Genomic DNA, 21,468 nt, shown 5'->3' with positions numbered 1-21,468 from the left:
ATAATCAGAATTGGGCTTGTAATGAAAAGGTGATGCTGCGCGCAAAGGGATAGTCAATCCCTCTTTCCTGCTCTACTGATGACCAGCGCAAAATGTCATTGGCCGTCATTCCCAGTCGTACCATTTTTTTTATTACACGCAGGTCATAAGAGCAATAGATGGATTGCAGAGACAGTACGTTGTTTGGCTGAATAAAACGGGAGGATACCTGTGTCTGTCCCCAGTCTGAAATACTTTTGTAAAATGTTTTATCTCCCGGTTGCTTCCATTTCTCTGCAAATACACGACTGTCTACATTGTAACGGGGATTGGCATTTTCTACCCTGTCTACCAGTGTCTGGTTGTACATATCACCACCGAACTCTGTCTGGAAGTTGAGACTCATCATGAATTTCTTATAATGAAATGAACCACCAAATGAGCCTTGTGCAAATGGGGTGGCATCGCCAACTACCCTTACATCACGGGCATCCCATTGGTAGGTAAGCGTACCATCCTGTTTTACAAATATTTCTTTCCCATTTTCCGGGTCAATACCCAGTGAGCGTACGGCATAGATCGCATCATATGATTGTCCCTCTTTGTAACGGAGCAATGGTACTCCTTTATAATTGCTGTTATTCTCCTGTTCCTGGTTCACTTTGTTGTTATAGGCTTCCAGTGAATTGGAAATGCGGACGATCTTGTTGGTATTGTGTACAAGGTTAGCATAGACGTTTATACCCCAATTCCTGTTTTGTACCACCACAGCCCGCATACTGAGTTCAATCCCTTTGTTCTCCATGTCTCCCAGGTTTTCCTTGTAGGAGCCAAAGCCTGTTGAAGGAGCAGTACTGATATCGGCCAACAGGTCCTTTGTAAGTTTGTAGTACACACGGGGGGAAAGGAAGATCCTGTCATTGAAGAGACCGATATCAAACCCGAAATCTGTGCTGCGGGTTTTTTGCCATCCCAGGTTCTTATTGCCGTAATTATCGACGGTAGCACCTATGCCGGAGGAGTACCAGTTATCCTGATCATAGGTATAGGTGGTGCGGGACAGATAAGGACTGAATTGTACAGAACCCGTAAGACCGGTTGTAAAACGAAGCCTTAACTGGCTGATAGCAGGATTGCTGAACCAGGCTTCCTTATGCAGGTTCCAGCCTACACCCAACGACCAGAAAGGCGCAAGTCTGTTGTCCGTACCAAATTTAGAAGATCCGTCTGTACGTAAAGTGGCATCCATCAGGTACCTGTCTTTATAAGAATAGTTTGTGCTGATGAAGTCGCCAAATAATCTTGATCTTTCTATATCGCTACTGGGGTGCGCACCTTCCGCATACCCTTTGGCGAAACCTACGCTCGTAAAACGATCATTGGGAAAGCCTATGGCAGTAAAAGAAGAATAGTCGGAGAATTCTGTCCTGATATTCGCACCTGCTACAAGGTTGATGCTATGTTCGCGGATTTGTTTTACATAGTTCAGGCGAATATTTCCATCCCAATAAGTTTCTTTTGTTTTACTACTGGTATAGGAACCTTTCTGATCTGTCTCAGAGGCCGCATAGAAATAAAATTCATTGGCCAGCGGAGATAGAAAATTATCGCCATTGGTTTGTCTGTTCGTAAAACTCATCTGACCACGTACGCGAAGTCCCCTGGCAATTGTAAACTCCGCAGCAAAGTTGTCAATGATCTCGTTATAGTTGTTATTATTAAAACTGCTAAGGGTGGAGTTATACAATGGATTCAGCACATAATCATATTGGTAAGCGCCTCCTGTACCATTGCGGTCACTCCATGTTTCCAGTTCCCGGAGCATATTCCCGTTATCATCTGTAATGCGGTAGTAAGGGTTGGTTTTTACATAATCAGAAAAACTGCCATAGGGTGATTCTGTTGCCTTTACCTGTGTAATGGTCAGCTCATTCTGGAATTTAATTCTATTGCTAAGGTTATAGCTGAAATTCATGCCGCCGGAATACTGATCACGCGAAGAGCCTTTCATCACACCGGGTCTGGTTTGATAGCGAAGATCGATGCCATACCTGAAATTCTCCGCACCACCCTGCAGGTATACCCCATGCTTCTGGCCAACGGCTGTGCGCAGTGGTTGCGAGAGCCAATAGGTATTTACGCCGCCTACTACATTTTTTAATTTTTCGTAATACAGAGCATCCAGGTTATCCTGTGGTACTTTTTGCTGACCGGCATCGTACACGCCTGCCTGTTGTTCGTACTGTAGTTTTTGTGTCGCATTCAACACATGGTAGTCTGAAAGGTCCGGACCGTTTATATTGGTTTCATGATTATAGGTAACCTGCAATTTTCCATTGGCAGGTACTTTGGTCGTAATGACCAATACCCCGTTCGCAGCGCGGGAACCATAGATGGCAGTAGCTGCCGCATCTTTCAGCAAAGTAACGGAGGCGACGCGGTTCATATCAAGATCAAATACTTTTTCGAGACTCACTTCGTAACCATCCAGGATAAAAGCCGGCAGGTTCACAGAGCTGGTGATATTATCCCTTCTGAGTATGCCATCGCTACCGGTGGGTAGGGCAGAGGAACCTCTTACATTGATCACTGGCAGACTATTCGGATTAGAACCATTGAAATTGTTATTGAGTATTTTAAAGGAAGGATCTACCATCTGCATACCCTGCAACAGGTTTTGCGGGCTTAGTTCTTTCAGTTTTTCACCGCTTACCACAACAGCAGTACCTGTGTAGTTGTCTCGATGTATTTCCTGGTACCCGTTCACCACTACTTCGTTCAGACCGATTTTGGTATCCTCGAGTACAACATTAAGTTTGCCGTTTCTGGCCTGTCCCGCTTTGTATACGGCAGGTTGGTAACCAATAAAGCTAAAGGAGATGGGGGCATCTTCATCCCCAATCTTAATTTTAAATTCCCCATCATTATTGGTCTGGTATACTTCATTCTGCACCCGGATGCTTACACGGGGCAGTGGTTCATTGAGCCGGTTTCGTACCGTACCGGATATTTCCCGCACAGTATCCTGTGCACTGGATGGTGTAGTGGCCCTGATCACGACCGTTTTGTCTACAATATGCCAATTGAGCGGCATGCCTTTTAACAGTTGTCCCAAAGCTGTTTCCAGGCTTACATTTTTGAATGCTACATCTACTTTTCCGAGTTTGCGGATGTCCTTGTTATTGTAAAAAAAAGTATAGCCTGTCTGATTGCTGAGTTGATCGAATGCCTGATCGAGAGGGATGTTTTTGGCTGAGATAGTGACCTGTGCATGGGCATGAATACTTACAAAAATGAGTACCAGGATTACTGAAACGCTGGTACACAGCGATTTCCGGCTAATAAAGATTTTAGCCCCAAGATTAAAATGCATACTTTTGGTTGATTTTAATAAAAGCATAGCCAGTAGCTATCCAGCCCATCGACATGCGGGATAGCAAGGCATTGTTTTCTGCTGGTAAGTGTTGCTGCACTTACCAGCTTTTCCTTCGTTGTGGTACGCGAGAAATCAGATAAATAAATTATTTATCACGGTGGACGAAATACGATTTTCATGTAGTTAATTAATTAGTATACGATTAATTGCCGGCCATTCATTTTAAAGTTGATTCCTGACAGTTTTAAGATCTCCAAAACCTTCCCCAATGGTTTATCCCTCGGTATTTGTCCATTAAATTCATCTCCTTTCCGTTCTGATTGGTAAGTAACTTCTATATCGTACCAGCGTTGCAGCTGGTTCATGACGGTTTGTAAACTGGCATCTTTGAAGTAAAACAGGCCGTTTTTCCAGGCTGTCACTACTTTTAGATTGGATGGTGCTACCTGTATGCCTTCAGGTGAAAAATGGGCCTCAAAACCCGGTTTTAACAGCGTTTCGTTTACTTTGACTGCACCTGAAACCAGGGCAGTCTGGATAGCGGTTTCATCTGCATAGGCCATAATATTAAATTCAGTACCTAATACTTGTACTACCTGTTGCCGGCTCTTTACAATAAAAGGTTGCGTGCCTTTTTCAACAGCGAAGTAGGCTTCACCATCCAGTTCCACCTGCCTGTATTCCCCTTCAAAATGGTCGGGATACGTCAGTTTAGTGGCGGAATTAAGCCATACCTGGGTGCCATCCGGCAGGGTGATCTGGTATTGCCCCCCTTTGGGGGTGATCAGTTGCATGTATTGTATACCAATATTTGTGTTGGTGACCTCATTTCCATCCTTATAAAGCACCTTTTCCCCTTTGACCACAATGCCCTGTTGCTGGCTGTTCAGCGTTATTTGCCGGCCGCTGGCCAGTTGCAGAACAGCATGATTACCACCGGGATGGATAGTGTCAAAATGGTTGACCAAAGGCTTTCCTGCCGGGCTTATGGTATGGAAGAATAAGATCCTGACTGCAAACAATAAGGCAACAGCTGCAGCAACGAGCCGCGGCCAGATGTTAACCTTATTCGGCAAAGGAAGCCTGTTCCCAATTCGTTGCAGGCTTTCCTGCACATCATTGATGGGGGCAGATTTTTTGGCTGCTTCCATATTATACCAGGATTCCAGCATCGCTTTTTCGTCGTCAGATATAGTACCTGCCTGATATTTTTCAAGTAATTCGATCAGTTGTTTGTTTTCCTTCATTGATGGTGGTATATGTTAAAGACAAGAAAGGGTTGAAAAGGTCATATCCGTTTTTGAAAAAAAATTACGCTTTGCGTAAATAAAATTTCCGATTGGCGTAACTCATTCATATAGGTTTCCTCATTTTTGCGGCAAAATATTAACCTAGATGAAGAAAATTACCCTCAGTATTGCACTGCTATTGTGCGCATTTTTTGCATCGGCCCATGCTGTATGGATTGAAACCGCTCTTAAAGGCACAAAGAATAAGGCACAGGACGTTCGGGTGTTCCTGGGAGAATATGCCGCTAATGAACGGGATTCAGTCAGCAACTGGTTCAGTAATATGAAGGATGTTAAACTGTTTGTGACCACACCTGCTGGCGCCCGTGAGGAAATCTCCCTCAAAGCAGACGGCCGAAGTCTGGCCGGTCAGTTTACCCCTGCTACAGAAGGTACTTATACCTTAGCTATCAGTCATACAGTCGAAACAATATACGGAGAAACGAAGATTGAATACTATGCAACTGCTACCGTAGTTGTTGGTAAAGAGAGTGCTTCTCAGCTGGGGGGCATTACATTCCTGTCTGTCGTACCTGGTGCCGAAGAGCCTAAAGGCTTTGGAAATGTGCCATTGACAATATATAAAGGTAAAGCGCCACTGGCAGATGCAAAGGTAGAAGTGATTTCTCCTGATGGCTGGGTGAAGGAGTTAAAGAGCGGACAAAATGGTGTGGCTAACTTTATACCTTTACAGGCAGGACAGTACCTGGTGGAAGCTTCTTATAATGTGAAGTCTGAAGGTACGCATCATGATAAACCTTATAAATCAGTCGTGCACATTGTAACCCATAATGTGAATGTGAAGAAATAAATCATACATAGCAGTTTGATAAAAGAAATGGTCTGGAGTTTTTCCAGACCATTTTCAATTGTGGCATTTTAATTTGGTGAAGCGCCTAAGCCAGCAATAGCCTGATCCAGCCATGTTATTCTGTTATGCAGCCATGTCTTCAAGTAAATGACCTCATTATCGTACGAGCCCCAGATAGCATAGTTAGGAAAGGTGTAATTGTATAGTGTATTATACTTGTTGTTGTTCTCAATCACGGACCATTTCAGGTCAGTCGCATTCTTATTAATAAAAGCCAGAATATCATTTTCTTTTGCTTTAAAATAGGGCCACCGTGCTTTGACTTTGTCCACGAATGCGGGGTCTTCAAAGAGCCGGGCGATCCAGATGGCATTCTTTATCCAGAAGCCGGTGTAGTCCTGGTTATTATTATAATATACATTCCCAAGGGAAATGTCGAAATCCCAGATAGGTCCCATCTTTAATTTACCACCCGGTTTCAGGTTCATGTAACAGCTGGAATAAAAAATGGCATCATTGTTCTTGGTAATTTCATTCACCAGGTACCAGTCTATAAAGCTATTAACATCCAGGTATTTGTTGTACCCTTCTACAGAATCCGTGAAGTTAGGGTTGTAGAGTGCTACTTCGGCCATGTATACATACTGATGGATGTAGTTATATTTCGCATCGCCTGGAGTGACAACCGGATCTTTGATAGTGCAGGTCATGCCCATGGTCTGGAAGTAGATATCGTCTGCCGCCAGTCTGTTCAACTGGTCTATTTCCAGTACATAACCACTGTCACCTACGTTAACGCGGTTGGTACCTGCTTCGATCTTTTCCATGACCTGATAGGTGCCGATGTACACTTCATTCAGGAATACTTCTGCAAAATGTCCGTGGGGTGTCCAGTCCAGGTTACTCAATTGACCCATGTAGCAGGCAGTTGCATTGCGTAGCATGGTCTTGTCAAAATAGTTAGCGATCAGGAGCCAGTCTTTTGCTTTTGGTTCACCGAATATAGAAGTCTTGCTGTCGAATTTGATCTTGTAGGGATTTTTTGGATTGCCCCAGGTCGTGCCGCCATGGCCTTTTATCTGCATTTTTGCTTCACCAAGATCGGCGTATTGCCCGGCACCGTCGATAGTGACCGAACCTTTGACATAAGTATCTTTAGAGGTGATAGCGGCTTCGGTTTTAATTTTGATGACAGGCAATCCTGTAAAGTTAACCAGGTTGACGGTGTAGTTTGATGTAGTACCGTCAGTACTGGTGATTGTGTAAGTGAGTGGCTTTTTAAAGTTCTGTGGAGTAACGCCGCTGATTTGCACGCTGTCGTTGACAGTGACGGTGGCTCCCTCGTTCTCGAATGATGGAATTAAATTACTTTGATTGGAATAATAAGGGATTCTGCCTGTGATCGTATTCCCACTGATGGTCATATTGATCGTGTCATTCAGGTAGAGCCGGTTTTGGGCGGTGTCGAACCAGAACCGGTAGAAGTTGTTTGCTGCTGCGACCTGCGAGAATGTCTGGACAATGATTTCTTTTTTACAGGAATAACTGGCAGTCAGGATAAGAAATAGCATAACGTGCCTTCTTGGTAAAAGCTGTGGTCTTTTCATGTGGATGGAGGTTATAGAATAAATAGTTCGGAAATGGTAATTTGGGATTCTGATGGGGCAAATGTAATGTAATTATTTGAAAATTAAGTATTTATGAAAGGTTGCTAATCATGCAGGGCTAACTTTAATTTGACCATAAATTACAACTTTGGTAAAATGACAGGCAATATCAATTAGAGTAAGACTATAACTAATAATATTGACCTGTCAAATGGAAAGGGCGTGTAATATTCCCTAATGAGTGTTCGTCAGTCGAAACCTAATTATTTAGTTAATCTGTGCTAAAATAGCCTGGTAGTATTTTTCAACAGCATTTTCTCCATAGGAGAGATACAGGTAAGGCTCTATCAGTTCAAGTTCCATCAGCACAAAATGACCGTTTACCATCAGCCCATCTACACGGGCATACAGGCAGTCATTGGCATATTGCGCTACATAGGTCGCTGCATGGGCTATTTCCTCTTCGGAAGGGTAGAGGGTATCTATAGATCCGCCATAGATCTGTTGTACCCTGAAATCGCCTGCTTTGGGCTTTTTCAGAATGGTATGGCTGTACTGACCATTGAAGAAGGTATAGGACCATTCTCCATTCTGTACTTCATTCATGAATGGTTGTACAATGTAATCACCATCCGTCAGTAAAGTTACCACCTTGTCATAGCAGTCCGCCGCTTCATCTTTGTGTACTACAATGGTATTTTTAGAACCACCGCTCACGCAGGGTTTGATGATAATGGAATCAGTTTTTAACGCTTCGAATAAAGGGTATAGATCTCCCTGCCAGCCCTGCGCTAAAAATGCAGAGGGGATCACATCAAAACCATCCGCAATGATCTCCTTCAGGTAATGTTTATCCAGGTTCCAGCGAACGATCTTATAATCATTCAGGAGACGGATATTCAATGATTCGATCTTATCCAGCCATGTGTTGAATGCATCTATTTTCTGGTGGTAATCCCAGGGTGTTTTTAATAATGCTACATCGTATTTTGTCCAGTCCACCGTCGGGTCATCCCATATTGCGGCTTCAATATCAAGGCCTTTATTTTGTAAGTAGGGTAATAAGTCGCTGTTCTCATTAAACCCATTGGCACCGGAATATTTTATGTCCCCGGCATAGGTAATGTATGCAATTTTCATCTTCGTATCATTTATAATTAAAACGATGCAGTATGTTCTCCTTTCAGCACGATGTTTTAATGCGTGGCAAAGCTAAGAATTTTATCCGTTTCCACGCTGGCTCCCTGTCGCTGTAGTTATTTTGAAGACAAAGCAGTAACTTTCCCCTGAATTAAAGATTCGTGACCCCATGCGACTATTAGATTTTCTAAAGCAACCCAGTCCGAATAGCGATTTCTGGATTTGGTTCAAAAAGCACGAACGGAACTTTTTTAAAGTACTACAGGAAAAAGGAGATATTCAAGGACAGTTTATTAACCCGCTGGCCAACAGGCTGGCGAAAGTCAGGGACGGTTATTTCTTCCTGGCGGGCATGAATAAAGGGACTGCCGAATTGATTTTTACGGCAGATGGTAAGATTAAAAACATTCCATTTGTAGAAGACCTGGTAGCATCGGCACCCGCTATCCCTGGGTGGACATTTATCGCCTCCAAGCCGGCATCCCTTACTGAAACCCAGTCTATTGGTATGGGCGGTTTCTGCTTTGACTGTAATTCCCTGTTTTTTTATGCCAATGAAGATCCTGCTTATCCTGATAAGATCAGTATTACGGTCGTGCATGATCAATATACTCCTGAGCATAGAGAGCAGATTTTCATGGGCATATACACCTTTTTGGACAATTATCTGGGAGAACTGAAGTCCGTCACTGTCATTGACTCGGTGGAAGTGGCCGGAAAAGATGACGCGGAGAAGGTACTCATCCCCATTCATAAATTGAAAGCTTACATCGACTGGCGGGAAAAGGAGTTTGTAGACAAATACGATGGGGTCATTTATGATAAAGCCAAAGACAATTATTCCCTGTTATCAGGAGAGGACAATAAGGGTGTTCCCATGTTGCTGGTGATCAATACAGGTGCTATGCATTATGCCCATCCTTCCTCTTATCCGTGGATACTGGAATTTATTATGAAATATAATGAGCGTGATGGGTTGCCGGAAAATAAGACCCTGGCTTTCATGGAAGAAATAGAAGAGGAAGTGAGAGCCCTGATACCTGACAATGATTTCCTGGACATAGGTCGCGAAACGTCCGGGAACAACCGGAGTATTTACTTTGCCAGCCGTGAATTTCGTGCAATGGCGAGGGCTGCTGATACCATCAGCAATAAATATGCGAATAAAATGGAGATAGAATGGGACGTGTATAAGGATAAATATTGGCAATCCCTGGATGCCTTCCGATTGGAAAACTGGAATTTAGAATAAATAGAATACACCATATGCGTTTAACTGTAGTAATGCTGCTGGCCTGATCTTTATTACCGGGAGTAATAACCAAGTGGGGATTGATATATTTAGGAAGTATGCAACAGGGAGTTATGATACCGGCAATTATACTGTATCAAATCACCTGTATAAATGGAATGGGAGTAAGTTTAAAGTTTTTTAAATACTAATACTAAAAAAGCGAGCCTGGATCTTACGTGATCCAGGCTCCCCTTTTTTAGTTATAAGACGTAGCGACTAATTGTCCATCTACATCTGTCTTTATCTCTTTTTCTTCACCCTGCATCAGTGAGAAATACGAATCACTGATAATAGCTGGCAGTATCTGGTTGCCTTTACTATCTTTTAGTTGGAGACGGATACCTACAGCTGGTGTATGGGTTGAGTTATTCTTAACAATATAAGTGTGATTAACTTTTTTAGTTATTACAACACTTGCGGGAGGAAGTTTATTCAGTAAGGTATAATCACCTATCATATATTCATTCGCTGACAATAACTTTCCATGGTCATATAATTTCAGCCGCAGGAAAGATAAGCCGGTAGTATCTTCCATAGTGGTGAATACATCGCTGATATTCGTTGGTGCTACTTTTAGAGTCGCTTTTTTAGTAGCGATTTGTTTGCCATCTGTATTATAAATACTGGCTTCTACTGTTACCTCCTGCAAAGGATAGTTCTTGTTATTGATGACCTTTACCATTTTACTTGCCGGGTTCCATTGCACATGTATTGGCTCACAGGCAGACTTAGCACCAAAGTATGCACCTGTCAGATCATAGTAATAATCGTAAGTCTGCCAGATCATAGTTGGGTACGCTGACTGACTCATCCAGATGAGCATACCAGAGGCATCTTTCCACATATGGTCATTCCAGCCTTCGAACATTGCCTTCATGGTTTCAAGGTTCAGCAACTGTGCTTTCTTGCAAAATTCTTCCAATGATTGAGAAGGTCCATACCGGCGATTGATATCGTTGATATATTTCACCGGATCTGCCCCACCACCAAGGCCAAAGTCTGTGCAGAAGAAATGCCTGGCCCACATATTATCCTTACTATTTACTGCTTCCGGTGTGGGTACTACCCAGCAATCTTTCGGCATAAACTTTTTAAAGCTCTCCACATTGACAAAAGTGGCTGTGCCCAATTCACTCCGCATCCCCCAGCTATTGTTGGAAAAAAGATAACCGTTATGTGGATCGGTGAAATAAACCTTAGGGTCTACATTCGCCCATATGCCGCTACCAGACAGTACCTTGCTGCTACCGTGAATGGAGAAGTTTGGATTGTCTACACTTGCATTAGAACGTGGCAGGTAGAGTTTATCATCTGCATCATATTGTTTAATGGCAGTAGTGATGGCATTGCTGATATCGCCATGCGCATCGCTACCGGGTGTACCCTCGTTCGCACCACACCAAATGACGATGGAAGGATGGTTCCGGAGTTTTTTGAGTTTTTCAACTACGTTGTCTGAAAACATCTGCAGGCTATCAATCCCTCCGATATTATTCAGCCAGAAGTCATCCCATACCATGATACCGTATTTGTCGCAGTATTCATAGAAGGCATTGTCGGTCACTTCACCTGTCCAGTTACGGATCATGTTGAAGTGCATATCCTGGTGCATACGGATCCGTGGTTCGTAGTCTTTGTCTCTTACTTTCAGCATGTAGTCGGACATGCCCCAGTTACCACCTTTTACAAGAATAGGTACATCATTGATGTATAGACGCATAGGGCCGTTCAAAGCCGTAGTATCGCTGGTTACTTTTCGCACCCCAAAGTTTTGTGTAACGGTGGTAGCTGTTTCAAAAGAGAGTTTGCAGGAATAGAGGAACTGATCACCATAACCATTGGGCCACCAGAGATGAGGATGTTGTAGCAGCTGTTGTGGCAACGAAATTTCCTGATGGGTGCCGGGTGCTAAAGTAACAGGCGTAGAACTGATGGTGATATTACCCGGGGTGATCACAGCCTTCAGTTTACCGCTGATAGCAACAGGGGAGGAGTTTGTCAGCTGAGCTGCAATGTGCAGGGTCGCCGAATTAGTATCCGGCATTACTGTGCGTACCCATGGATCAGAAATAGTAACTGGTCCGCTGACGGTGAGTGCCACCGTATCAGTGATACCGCTGTTCAGACCGGGAACAGCCGGCATCCAGTCCCAGCTGCCACTACATATGTAGGTAGGGCTTTCCCAGTTGGCCAACGGATGATCGTGATCAGGATCCCATTTGGGAGGGGCGATCAGTACCCCGATAGCGTTCCTGCTTTTTAATAGATCTGTGACATCATAAATACCTCTTTGCATGTGCCCATGTAAAGAGCCGAGCAATTTGCCATTCAGGTAAATGGTCGCGTACTTATTAATGCCATTGAATTTCAGCCATAAGCGCTGATTGTTTTTCAGGCGGGGCGCGGCAAACTCTGTCCTGTACCAGAAAGGACGGTTATATTTTGCCTTGTCCACCTTGTAAATGTTTTCTGCATAATCGGGATCCGATTCTTTTCCCGCTTTCACATAGGCATAGAATACGGTGCCGGGAACGATGCCAGGCACCCAGTCGTTGTCGTTGAATCCTGCTGTGGCAATGTCCGCTGGATGCGCCTTTGTGTCGGCTTGCGGACTAATTTTCCAGGTAAGTTGCTGACCATAGAGTATTGTACCAGTAACATGGAATAATAGCAACAATGCAATTGATTTCATAAGTGGTAAAATGTTTCCGCAAAGATTATGGAATGTGATTGAGAATAAAAAATATTTGCTAAACCGGTTTAGGTGATTTTTTCAAGTATGTAAGAGATAGTTCAATAAGTAGTATAATAAAAATAATATGTTAATGTTATTGCAGGGTAATTTCTTTTATTCTTTATTTGCTAAATCAGTTTAGCGAATTTCACGTTTATGAAAAGGACCTTATTCCTATTACTAGCATGGATTATATGTGGATCTGCTTCTGCACAGGAGGCCTGGTATATCGATGGGTACCATGGTGGCGTATGGGGGCATTATCCCGACTGGAATACCCGGTTTATGGCCGATCAGCTGGCAGCTCACCCTGATTGGAATATTAATATTGAAATTGAACCGGAAACGTGGGCACGCGCTATTCAGGTTGATTCTCTGGCATTTAATGACTTCAGAAAGTTCTTCGACGCAGGGCGGATTGAATATGTTAATCCAACTTACGCACAGGGATATTTATACAATATTTCCGGAGAAAGCATTGTCAGGCAGTTTCAATATGGGATGCAATCCCTCAAAAAGTATTTCCCCAATGCTGAATTTACGACCTACTCATCCGAAGAACCTTGCTTTACCAGTGCATTACCACAGATCCTTACCTCCTTTGGGTTTAAATATGCATCTTTAAAGAATCCGAATACCTGTTTCGGTGGCTATACCCGTGCACATGGCGGAGAAAAAGTATACTGGATTGGCCCTGATGGAAGTGCGATTCTCACGTCTCCCCGGTATGCCATAGAAGCGCTTTCCAATCAATCTACCTGGCAGACCATTGCCTGGAACAATGGCGCGGGTTATTTACAAAGTGCACATAATGATGGTATCGTACATCCTATTGGTATGACCCTGCAGGATGCCGGGTGGAAAGGGGGCCCTTTTATTGGGAATAATGCAAACTATACCACCTGGCGGAATTACTTTGAGCATGTAGTCAATACAGACAGCGCTACCAGATGGAATGTATCACAGGAAGACATTCTCGTCAATCTGGTATGGGGATCACAGGTAACACAAAGGATTGCACAACAGGTGCGTGCGGCAGAAAATAAGATCCTGCAAACGGAGAAACTGTTAGCGATGGCTGTGTGGGAAGGAAAAATGCAATGGCCACAGGCCGCATTTGATACGGCATGGCGTACCTTATTACTGGCAGAACATCATGACTGCTGGATTGTTCCTTATAATGGACAACCCGGCGATACCTGGGCGGATAAGGTATGTAACTGGACAACACGGACACACCATATATGTGATAGCCTGATAGATGTTGCCTTTGCCAGACAAGACTATGCACAGATCACCCTTATCAAAAATGGTTACCAGCTGGAGAATGACATGTACCGTATCAACATTGATACTGTACATGGTGGAGTGATCACCGAATTGTTTGCTAAAAAAATAAATAGATCATTTGCTGTGAATGGCTTCAATGAATTACGTGGCAACTTCTATGAAAAAGGAGGCCGTCATTCTTCAATGGAGTCTCCTGTTAGGGTCTCCTTATTACCAGACGGTTTGCAAATGAAAGGCCTGATTGCTGGGACCCCATTTACTCAAACCATCACACTAACATCCGGTGATCCAAAGATTGATTTCACCTTAAGATTAGACTGGAAAGAAAACACCAAAATCGGCCAACCTGTAAAAGGAGAATACAAATGGGAGAAGCGGGAAAAGCCTTTCTACAATGACAGCAATAAACTACTGGTCGTTTTCCCATCTACTTTAAAAAACGTGCATGTAGCCAAAGATGCACCATACGATGTAACAGAAAGCCAGCTGGACAATACCTTCTTCAATAGCTGGGATAGCATTAAGAATAATATCATCCTGAACTGGGTAGACATTACTGATGGTAAATGTGGTATGGCATTATTCACAGACCATACTACCAGCTATACGCATGGCCGTAATTTCCCTTTAGGTCTGGATATTCAATATTCAGGAATGGGATTATGGGGCAGGAACTATACCATAGATGGTCCTACCACAGTGCATTACGCCATTGTGCTACACAAAGGCAACTGGGAACAGGGCAATATTCCTGCTGAAAATATGCAATGGAATGAGCCAATGATCAGTAACAACTCAATATTTACGCTGGACGGCGGTCCTGTACAGGTCACCTCTATGTCCTGGAAAGATGGGCGCCTGATCGTAAGGCTATATAATCCTTCTATTAAAACGAGCCAGGCCCGGCTGAGTTTCAGCAGGGAAATAGCAGGAGCCACATTGGTAGAACTAAATGGGAGAACAAAAGCAAACGGGAAAACGAAAGCAATTATGAACAATAAGCAGGTAATAGTAGATTTACCTCGTTTTGCTATTCGTACACTTTCAATAAATCCACAATGATGCAACTCAGGCACGTACTTATATTTTCTTTAATTGCCGGCAGGACCATGGCCCAATCGCCTGCTGATTATGTCAATCCATTTATCGGGGCCAGTACCAGCGTGGGTGCGGCAGGTATTTATCATGGCCTGGGAAAGACCTTCCCCGGTGCTACCACTCCTTATGGCATGGTACAGGTTAGCCCCAATACCATAACAGGTGGAGATAACGGTTCCGGTTATAGTTATGAGCATACCAGCATCGAAGGTTTTGCTTTTACCCAGATGAGCGGGATCGGTTGGAACGGAGACCTGGGTAATTTCCTCGTAATGCCCACTTTGGGCCCTTTAAAGACCAGTAAAGACGGTTACCGTAATGATTATATCAAATCAACTGAAAAGGCAGCTGCGGGGTTTTATTCAGTACAACTCAGTAATCAGATTCAGGCAGAGATGACCGCAGCCCCACATAGTGGTATGCTTCGCTTTACTTTCCCTGCTGGTAACCAATCCCGTATTCAGATCGATCTGGCCCGTAGGGTAGGAGGTACTTCCACAAAACAATATATAAAGATCTTAAACGACAGCACCATCACCGGCTGGATGCAATGCACTCCTGATGGTGGTGGCTGGGGCGATGGCGAAGGCCATGCGGATTATACCGTGTATTTCTATGCTGTCTTCAGCAAGCCACTCCGCAATTATGGTGTTTGGAGCGCCGATATCCCCGATAGCTGGACCCGGAAACTGGAAGATGTAACGAGCGATCGTTATCTGCAACAGGTATCCAAATCCCAGGTCCTTCCGAAAATAAAAGAAAAAGAAGGTAAACACCTTGGTTTCTATACGGAATTTGATACCAAAGCAGGTGAACAGGTCCTCATGAAAGCAGGTATTTCTTTCGTAAGTATGGCTGGCGCTGAAAATAACCTCCGTCATGAAATCACTAACTGGAATTTTGATGGCGTAAAAAATCGTGTACATGCCAGCTGGGATAAAGCCCTTTCTAAAATTAAAGTATCCGGTGGCACTACCGAAGAAAAGAAAGTATTCTACACATCCCTCTATCATACCATGATCGATCCCCGTATCGTAGAAGATGTAGATGGTAAATATACAGGTGGTGATGGCAAGGTGCACACCGGCAACAACTTTCACAAGCGTTCTATTTTCAGCGGTTGGGATGTATTCCGTAGCCAGATGCCTTTGCAAACGATCATCCATCCGTCTCTCATCAATGACCTGATCAATTCACTCGTGACCCTGGCAAAAGAGAAAAACAAAGACTATCTCGAACGCTGGGAACTACTGAATGCTTATTCCGGTTGTATGCTGGGTAATCCTGCCATATCTGTGATCACGGATGCCTATGCAAAAGGTATTCGCAAATATAATGTCAGAGAGGCCTACCAGTTATCTGTAAACTCTCAGCAACGTTTTGGTAATAGTCAACTGGGCTACACCCCCGGTGATCTCAGCATTTCGTATACACTTGAATACGCCTATACTGATTGGTGTGTAGGTCAGCTGGCGAATTGGTTAGGTGAAAAATACCCAGCTGATGGTGGTGCTTACAAAAACATCTTTGACAAAGAAATAGGATGGTTCAGACCAAAAGATAAGGATGGTAAATGGTTACCCTGGCCAGAAGAAGGCAGATTAAAACAATGGTATGGTGCCATAGAAGCCAACCCTTATCAACAGGGCTGGTTTGTACCCCAGGATGTAGATGGCATGGTTGCTCTGATGGGGGGCAGAGACAAAGTTGTAAAGGACCTCGGGGCCTTCTTTGAGAAAACTCCTGAGAATATGATGTGGAATGACTATTACAACCATGCCAACGAACCGGTGCACCATGTTCCTTTCCTCTTCAACAGGTTGAATAAACCATGGCTTACCCAGAAATGGACCCGCGCTATCTGCCGCCGTGCTTACCACGATGGGGTAGAAGGCCTGGTAGGTAATGAAGATGTAGGGCAAATGTCTGCATGGTATGTACTGGCCGCTATCGGTATTCATCCGGTGTGTCCCGGCGATACCCGTCAGGAGATCACCAGCCCGGTATTTGACAAGGCTGTCATCGGCAACTTCACCATCAAAGCCACTCACAATTCACCAGAGAATATTTATATACAGAGCGCCCGTCTGAATGGTAAGCCTTTCAATCAATGTCATATCGACTACAAGGAAATTATAAAAGGCGGCGTACTGGAACTTGTAATGGGCCCAGCTCCCAATGAGCAATGGGGTATCACTAAATAACTAAATTTCACATGCGAAAGAAATTACTGATTCTGTTCATGGCAGCCGGCGCAATAACGGCAAAAGCACAACAACAAGCTGCACCTTTCCAGAAAGGAGATCGTGTTGTCTTCGTTGGCAATAGTATCACAGATGGAGGGCATTACCATTCCTACATCTGGTTGTATTACATGACGCATTTCCCGGAGCGACGCATTACCTGTGTCAATGCCGGAATTGGTGGCGATGTGGCACAGCAGATCTACGAACGTTTTGACGATGACGTATTATCGAAGAAACCCACCGTGCTCACCCTGACCTGGGGCATGAACGATTCTGGCTATTTCGAATGGTACCGTGCCGATGGCAAGGATACTATGCAAAAACGCATGGCTAACTCTTACAAATACTATGGCAGGATTGAAGATAAACTGAAAAAAAGATCTGATATCAAAAAGATCTTCATCGGTGGTTCTCCATATGACTACACCTCCAAGTTCAATGATAAAAATCGATTTCCTAATAAAACCGAAGCCCTTACTGAAATAGTTGCTTTCCAGCAACAGGCAGCCAAAAAGAACAACTGGCCGTTCGTTGACTTTTACCATCCCATGATGGCGATCAATCAACGTGAGCAACAAAAGGATTCTACCTTTAGCCTGACTCCCAGTGACCGCATTCACCCTGACAATGACGGGCATATGGTCATGGCTTACCTGTTCCTGAAAGCGCAGGGCCTGGACAACAAACCTGTCGCTGTAATTCATGTAGATGCAGTCACAAAACAGGTAAAGCAACAAACCAATTGCCAGATCAGTGGTGTAGCTACAACTGCTGATGGTGTGAGCTTTGGTTACCTGGCGCAGTCACTTCCTTATCCATTGGACACTATTCCGCGAGGCTGGGGGCAACTGCACAAACAATCTGATGCATTGAAAGTCGTGCCTTTCAATAAAGAATTCAACCAGGAAATACTACAGGTGAGCGGTTTGAAAGCCGGTAAATACAACCTGCTCATGGATGGTGAAAATGTGGGTACCTACGATGCCGGTGAACTCAATGCCGGTATCAATCTCGCAGAAAATACCCGTACGCCTGAATACCAGCAGGCCATTCAGATCCGTGAAATGAATGAAGAACGCTGGGACATCGAAAGAAGAACAAGAATGTATGCCTGGATGAACTACGACTTCCTGAAAGGGAAAGGCCTGCTCTTCAATGATAGCAATGCAGCGATGGATTCAGTGAATGTCTTTGCTGCAGGCAACATCTTTGTAGCCGGCAACCGTGACAACTATACCCGCTCCCGTTACAAGGCATTACGTGATGTGTGGAAGCAGGAGCAGGATGTGCTGATCAATAAAATTTATGAAATCAATAAACCTCAGTTGCACAAAGTTGCCATTGTTGCAGCCAGATAACCCGAATTATGAGATACATCTTATCATTACTTTTTGTACTGAGCCCGGTTCGCCTGCTGGCGGCCAGAGTAGATACTATTACAACCTATAGTTCGTCTATGCAAAAGGAAATAAAGGCGGTGGTGATCACACCTGCTGATTATAACAGCAGCCGCCATTTTCCTGTATTGTATCTATTGCATGGGTATAGCGGCAACTATGGCGACTGGATTAAAAAGGATCCGGACCTGGCCGTGCTCACAGACCTGTATCATATGATCATTGTGTGTCCGGATGGTGACTTTGGCAGCTGGTACTTTGACAGTGAAGTAAAGAAGGATTCCAAATACGAAACCTATGTAGGAACAGAGCTGGTCAACTGGATGGACCAGCACTATTCCACTATTCCCACTCGTTCCGGCCGGGCTATAACCGGTCTGAGTATGGGAGGACATGGCGCACTGTTTCTCGCTTTTCGCCACCCCAATACTTTCGGTGCGGCAGGAAGTATGAGTGGGGGAGTGGACCTCCGTCCATTTCCACTCAACTGGGACCTGGAAAAATTGTTAGGTAAATATAGCGAGTACCCGGAGCGGTGGGAGAATAACAGTGTGATTAATATGGTGCACCTGCTTATTCCCAACTTACTGGACCTGACCATCGATTGTGGTGCAGAAGATTTTTTTCATAATTGTAATGAAAAGCTCCATGAGAAACTGTTGGAAAGAAATATTCCACATGATTATACGGTGAGACCTGGTGGGCATACATGGGAATATTGGTCAAATTCCATCCAGTACCAGGCATTGTTCTTTCATAATTATTTTCAAAGGGAAAAATAGCATTTTTAATTTGCTAAACCGGTTTAACAATCGTATTTTAGTGTTCTGACAAACAATCAACCAGAACAGGATTAAGAACAGGGGGGACAGAAAGATTTCACGTTTTTTATAATGCTAAATCGGTTTAACCACTTAAGATGTTGAACCATATAAACTATACCACGTTAATATTCTGATACAAATAAATCACGTCCATTTATGATAAAACGCTGTATTCCCGTTTTTATACTAATGGCAGCAGCTCTCATCTACTCTTCCTGCCGAAAGGAAGGATTCCTGACAGCAACCACTACCACGAACCTGGATGAACAAAGTGTATTTGGCGATAGTTCCAGAACCGTAGGATTTCTTGCCAACATTTATTCCAACGTAGGACTGAGTGCGAGCCTTAGCCGCTTTTCCTACAACTACATCGTATGTGGGGGGTTAGAAGCTGCCTGTGATGAAGCTGAGCCTTCACACGCATTTTCCACGCCTGCTACCCAGTTTGCCACCGGCACTGTCAACGCAGGTATTATTGGTGAAGAGCCTTACAAAACCTGCTATTCTCAAATCCGCGCTGTCAATGTGCTGTTAAAGAATATAGACAATGCCCCCTTAAGGCATGCTTATAAAACACAGATGATTGCAGAAGCCCACTTCCTGCGAGCCTGGTTTTACGCCATTCTCGTACAGCACTATGCGGGTGTACCTTTGGTAGGCGATACTTTACTGTCCTACGATAAGCCTATTGTGGCAAAAAGAAGCACCTACGAAGAATGTGTTAACTACATCCTCTCTGAATTGGATGCAGCCGGCAATATTTTACCTGTTACACAAACAGGCCTTAACTATGGTCGTGCCTCCAAAGGTGCTTGTCTGGCTCTCAAGGCAAGGGTACTGTTGTACGCTGCCAGCCCTTTATTTAATGGCACCACCTTACCTGCCGATGCCGGTCCCGGTGGTGGTGTAAGTGTTGATCCTTCACTGGTAGGTTATCCAACTACTGATAACAACCGTTGGAAACTGGCAGAAGAAGCTGCTCAGGCAGTGATTACTTTAGGCACCTATACCCTGAATACAAAGAACGATTACCAGACCAGCTCTCCCGGATATGGTTTCCAGGGCCTGTTCCCCCAACGTGTGAACACAGAATACATTTTCCAGCTCATGCGCCCTACCGGCAATAGTGACTTCGAGAATATGTTCCTGCCACCATCCAGGGGTAGCAATGGTACCGGTTCTTTCCCTTATCAGGGGTTGGTAGATGCTTTCCCTATGAAGAATGGCAAACTCATTACCGATCCATCTTCCGGCTATGATCCAAATGATCCTTACAAGAACCGTGATCCGAGACTGGATTACAGCATCATCCACGATCAGACAGTGTTGCTCGTACGCACCAGCAATGGTCAGACAAACGGTTCCGCACCTGTGAATATTTATGTAGGTAACTATAATGGTGTTTCTACTGGCCAGGATGCCGTTCATCAAGGTACACTCACCGGTTATTATAATAATAAGATGTTGGATCCCGAAGCCATTGCAGCAACCATCAACCATGGTTCCGACAGGGTACAACCATTGATGCGCTATGCAGAAATGCTGCTCAACTATGCAGAAGCTGCCAATGAATACGAAGGCCCTACCGGCAATGTATACGCTGCTGTAGAAGCGATTCGCGAGCGTGCAGGCTTAGATCCTTACCAGCTTCCAACCGGTCTTTCCCAGTCTGAAATGAGAACCTATATTCAAAATGAAAGACGTATAGAACTGGCATATGAAGGACATCGCTTCTGGGATGTAAGAAGATGGAAGATTGCCCCGCAAACGGAAAATATTCAATCTGCAGGGATGGAAGTAGACAGGAATAACGGAACTGTGAGTTACAAACCGTTCAATGTGACCAAACATAACTTCCGCGCAGCCATGTACCTGTGGCCATTCCCTTTATCTGAAACTGGTAAATCTTCTGAATTGGTCCAAAATCCCGGGTACTAATCTTTAATCATTGCATGTTATGAATCGCTATATAATTCCATCACTCCTTTGCCTGCTGCTCTTTTCCTGCAAGATAGAAGAGATCTCCCCGGTAGGCGAAGCACCTAAAAATATTTCCGGTAGCTGGAAGATCCTGAAGGCTACAAGGAATGGAACTGACATCACCAACGCTTTTGACTTCACACAGTTCAGGGTGAAATTTGATTCCGCTGGCAATTATACCATCGTAAACAGGGTGCCTTTCCTCGTGAATGCAAATGGCACCTATGCACTGGATGATCCTGCATATCCTTTCAGGATCACGTTCACTCCACAAGGAGGATCTGCTGTTGCTACTCCCTTCAATTACATCACCACGGCGGGTGTGCGGCAACTGAACCTCACCTTCGTGCCGGGCTGTGAACTGAACGCATATATCTATACACTGGAAAAAGATAACTGATAA

General features: G+C 44.2%; 13 protein-coding genes. 8 read left to right on the top strand and 5 right to left on the bottom strand.

The window, feature by feature from the left end; genetic code table 11:
* Positions 1-4 precede the first annotated feature (4 nt).
* A complete protein-coding gene (locus tag SIO70_RS25535) occupies positions 5-3,352 on the bottom strand; it encodes a SusC/RagA family TonB-linked outer membrane protein (protein ID WP_320575554.1) in 3,348 nt (1,115 codons plus the stop codon).
* 194 nt (positions 3,353-3,546) lie between these two features.
* Positions 3,547-4,602: a FecR family protein gene (locus tag SIO70_RS25530; protein WP_320575553.1), complete on the bottom strand. Its 1,056-nt coding sequence runs from the start codon at positions 4,600-4,602 to the stop codon at positions 3,547-3,549.
* A 148-nt stretch (positions 4,603-4,750) separates the two neighbouring features.
* Here SIO70_RS25530 and SIO70_RS25525 point away from each other — a divergent pair, with 148 nt between their 5' ends.
* The gene (locus tag SIO70_RS25525) at positions 4,751-5,455 is read left to right on the top strand and encodes a DUF4198 domain-containing protein (protein ID WP_320575551.1); all 705 of its coding nucleotides are present in this window, start codon (positions 4,751-4,753) and stop codon (positions 5,453-5,455) included.
* Positions 5,456-5,523: 68 nt separating this feature from the next.
* Here SIO70_RS25525 and SIO70_RS25520 read toward each other — a convergent pair whose 3' ends face one another.
* Positions 5,524-7,026 carry a CotH kinase family protein gene (locus SIO70_RS25520; RefSeq protein ID WP_320575549.1) on the bottom strand — a complete coding sequence of 501 codons (1,503 nt, stop codon included), beginning with the start codon at positions 7,024-7,026 and terminating at the stop codon, positions 5,524-5,526.
* A 303-nt stretch (positions 7,027-7,329) separates the two neighbouring features.
* Complete coding sequence (locus SIO70_RS25515) at positions 7,330-8,202, bottom strand: hypothetical protein (RefSeq protein ID WP_320575547.1); 873 nt, start codon at positions 8,200-8,202, stop codon at positions 7,330-7,332.
* A 169-nt stretch (positions 8,203-8,371) separates the two neighbouring features.
* On the opposite strand from SIO70_RS25515, the gene SIO70_RS25510 reads away from it, so the two are divergent.
* Complete coding sequence (locus SIO70_RS25510; RefSeq protein WP_320575546.1) at positions 8,372-9,454, top strand: DUF695 domain-containing protein; 1,083 nt, start codon at positions 8,372-8,374, stop codon at positions 9,452-9,454.
* Between the two features lie 238 nt (positions 9,455-9,692).
* Here SIO70_RS25510 and SIO70_RS25505 read toward each other — a convergent pair whose 3' ends face one another.
* On the bottom strand, positions 9,693-12,188 hold the full coding sequence (locus tag SIO70_RS25505) for a glycoside hydrolase family 2 protein (protein WP_320575544.1): 2,496 nt from the start codon (positions 12,186-12,188) through the stop codon (positions 9,693-9,695).
* A 198-nt stretch (positions 12,189-12,386) separates the two neighbouring features.
* Here SIO70_RS25505 and SIO70_RS25500 point away from each other — a divergent pair, with 198 nt between their 5' ends.
* From SIO70_RS25500 to SIO70_RS25475, 6 genes are all read left to right on the top strand, one after another.
* Complete coding sequence (locus SIO70_RS25500) at positions 12,387-14,582, top strand: glycoside hydrolase family 38 C-terminal domain-containing protein (protein ID WP_320575542.1); 2,196 nt, start codon at positions 12,387-12,389, stop codon at positions 14,580-14,582.
* The gene (locus SIO70_RS25495; RefSeq protein ID WP_320575541.1) at positions 14,579-16,822 is read left to right on the top strand and encodes a GH92 family glycosyl hydrolase; all 2,244 of its coding nucleotides are present in this window, start codon (positions 14,579-14,581) and stop codon (positions 16,820-16,822) included. Before SIO70_RS25500 ends, SIO70_RS25495 begins: the two co-directional genes overlap by 4 nt.
* A gap of 11 nt (positions 16,823-16,833) precedes the next feature.
* Positions 16,834-18,222 (top strand): SGNH/GDSL hydrolase family protein, encoded by a 1,389-nt coding sequence (locus SIO70_RS25490; RefSeq protein ID WP_320575539.1) that lies wholly within the window; start codon positions 16,834-16,836, stop codon positions 18,220-18,222.
* Between the two features lie 8 nt (positions 18,223-18,230).
* Positions 18,231-19,043: an alpha/beta hydrolase family protein gene (locus SIO70_RS25485; protein WP_320575537.1), complete on the top strand. Its 813-nt coding sequence runs from the start codon at positions 18,231-18,233 to the stop codon at positions 19,041-19,043.
* Between the two features lie 198 nt (positions 19,044-19,241).
* Entirely contained in the window at positions 19,242-21,023 is a 1,782-nt protein-coding gene (locus SIO70_RS25480) for a RagB/SusD family nutrient uptake outer membrane protein (RefSeq protein WP_320575535.1), read from the top strand.
* A gap of 19 nt (positions 21,024-21,042) precedes the next feature.
* Positions 21,043-21,465 carry a DUF5004 domain-containing protein gene (locus SIO70_RS25475; protein WP_320575533.1) on the top strand — a complete coding sequence of 141 codons (423 nt, stop codon included), beginning with the start codon at positions 21,043-21,045 and terminating at the stop codon, positions 21,463-21,465.
* The last annotated feature ends 3 nt before the right edge of the window (positions 21,466-21,468 follow it).

This window comes from Chitinophaga sancti, assembly GCF_034087045.1.
Lineage (GTDB): Bacteria > Bacteroidota > Bacteroidia > Chitinophagales > Chitinophagaceae > Chitinophaga > Chitinophaga sancti_B.
The sequence above is the reverse complement of the archived record's forward strand: the minus strand, read 5'-3'. Positions and strand labels throughout refer to the sequence as shown.

Excerpts from the sequence above, each read along its gene's own strand:
- SIO70_RS25535 (WP_320575554.1), bottom strand. The coding sequence starts at position 3,352 with ATGCATTTTAATCTTGGGGCTAAAATCTTTATTAGCCGGAAATCGCTG.
- SIO70_RS25530 (WP_320575553.1), bottom strand. The coding sequence starts at position 4,602 with ATGAAGGAAAACAAACAACTGATCGAATTACTTGAAAAATATCAGGCA.
- SIO70_RS25525 (WP_320575551.1), top strand. The coding sequence starts at position 4,751 with ATGAAGAAAATTACCCTCAGTATTGCACTGCTATTGTGCGCATTTTTT.
- SIO70_RS25520 (WP_320575549.1), bottom strand. The coding sequence starts at position 7,026 with ATGCTATTTCTTATCCTGACTGCCAGTTATTCCTGTAAAAAAGAAATC.
- SIO70_RS25515 (WP_320575547.1), bottom strand. The coding sequence starts at position 8,202 with ATGAAAATTGCATACATTACCTATGCCGGGGACATAAAATATTCCGGT.
- SIO70_RS25510 (WP_320575546.1), top strand. The coding sequence starts at position 8,372 with ATGCGACTATTAGATTTTCTAAAGCAACCCAGTCCGAATAGCGATTTC.
- SIO70_RS25505 (WP_320575544.1), bottom strand. The coding sequence starts at position 12,188 with ATGAAATCAATTGCATTGTTGCTATTATTCCATGTTACTGGTACAATA.
- SIO70_RS25500 (WP_320575542.1), top strand. The coding sequence starts at position 12,387 with ATGAAAAGGACCTTATTCCTATTACTAGCATGGATTATATGTGGATCT.
- SIO70_RS25495 (WP_320575541.1), top strand. The coding sequence starts at position 14,579 with ATGATGCAACTCAGGCACGTACTTATATTTTCTTTAATTGCCGGCAGG.
- SIO70_RS25490 (WP_320575539.1), top strand. The coding sequence starts at position 16,834 with ATGCGAAAGAAATTACTGATTCTGTTCATGGCAGCCGGCGCAATAACG.
- SIO70_RS25485 (WP_320575537.1), top strand. The coding sequence starts at position 18,231 with ATGAGATACATCTTATCATTACTTTTTGTACTGAGCCCGGTTCGCCTG.
- SIO70_RS25480 (WP_320575535.1), top strand. The coding sequence starts at position 19,242 with ATGATAAAACGCTGTATTCCCGTTTTTATACTAATGGCAGCAGCTCTC.
- SIO70_RS25475 (WP_320575533.1), top strand. The coding sequence starts at position 21,043 with ATGAATCGCTATATAATTCCATCACTCCTTTGCCTGCTGCTCTTTTCC.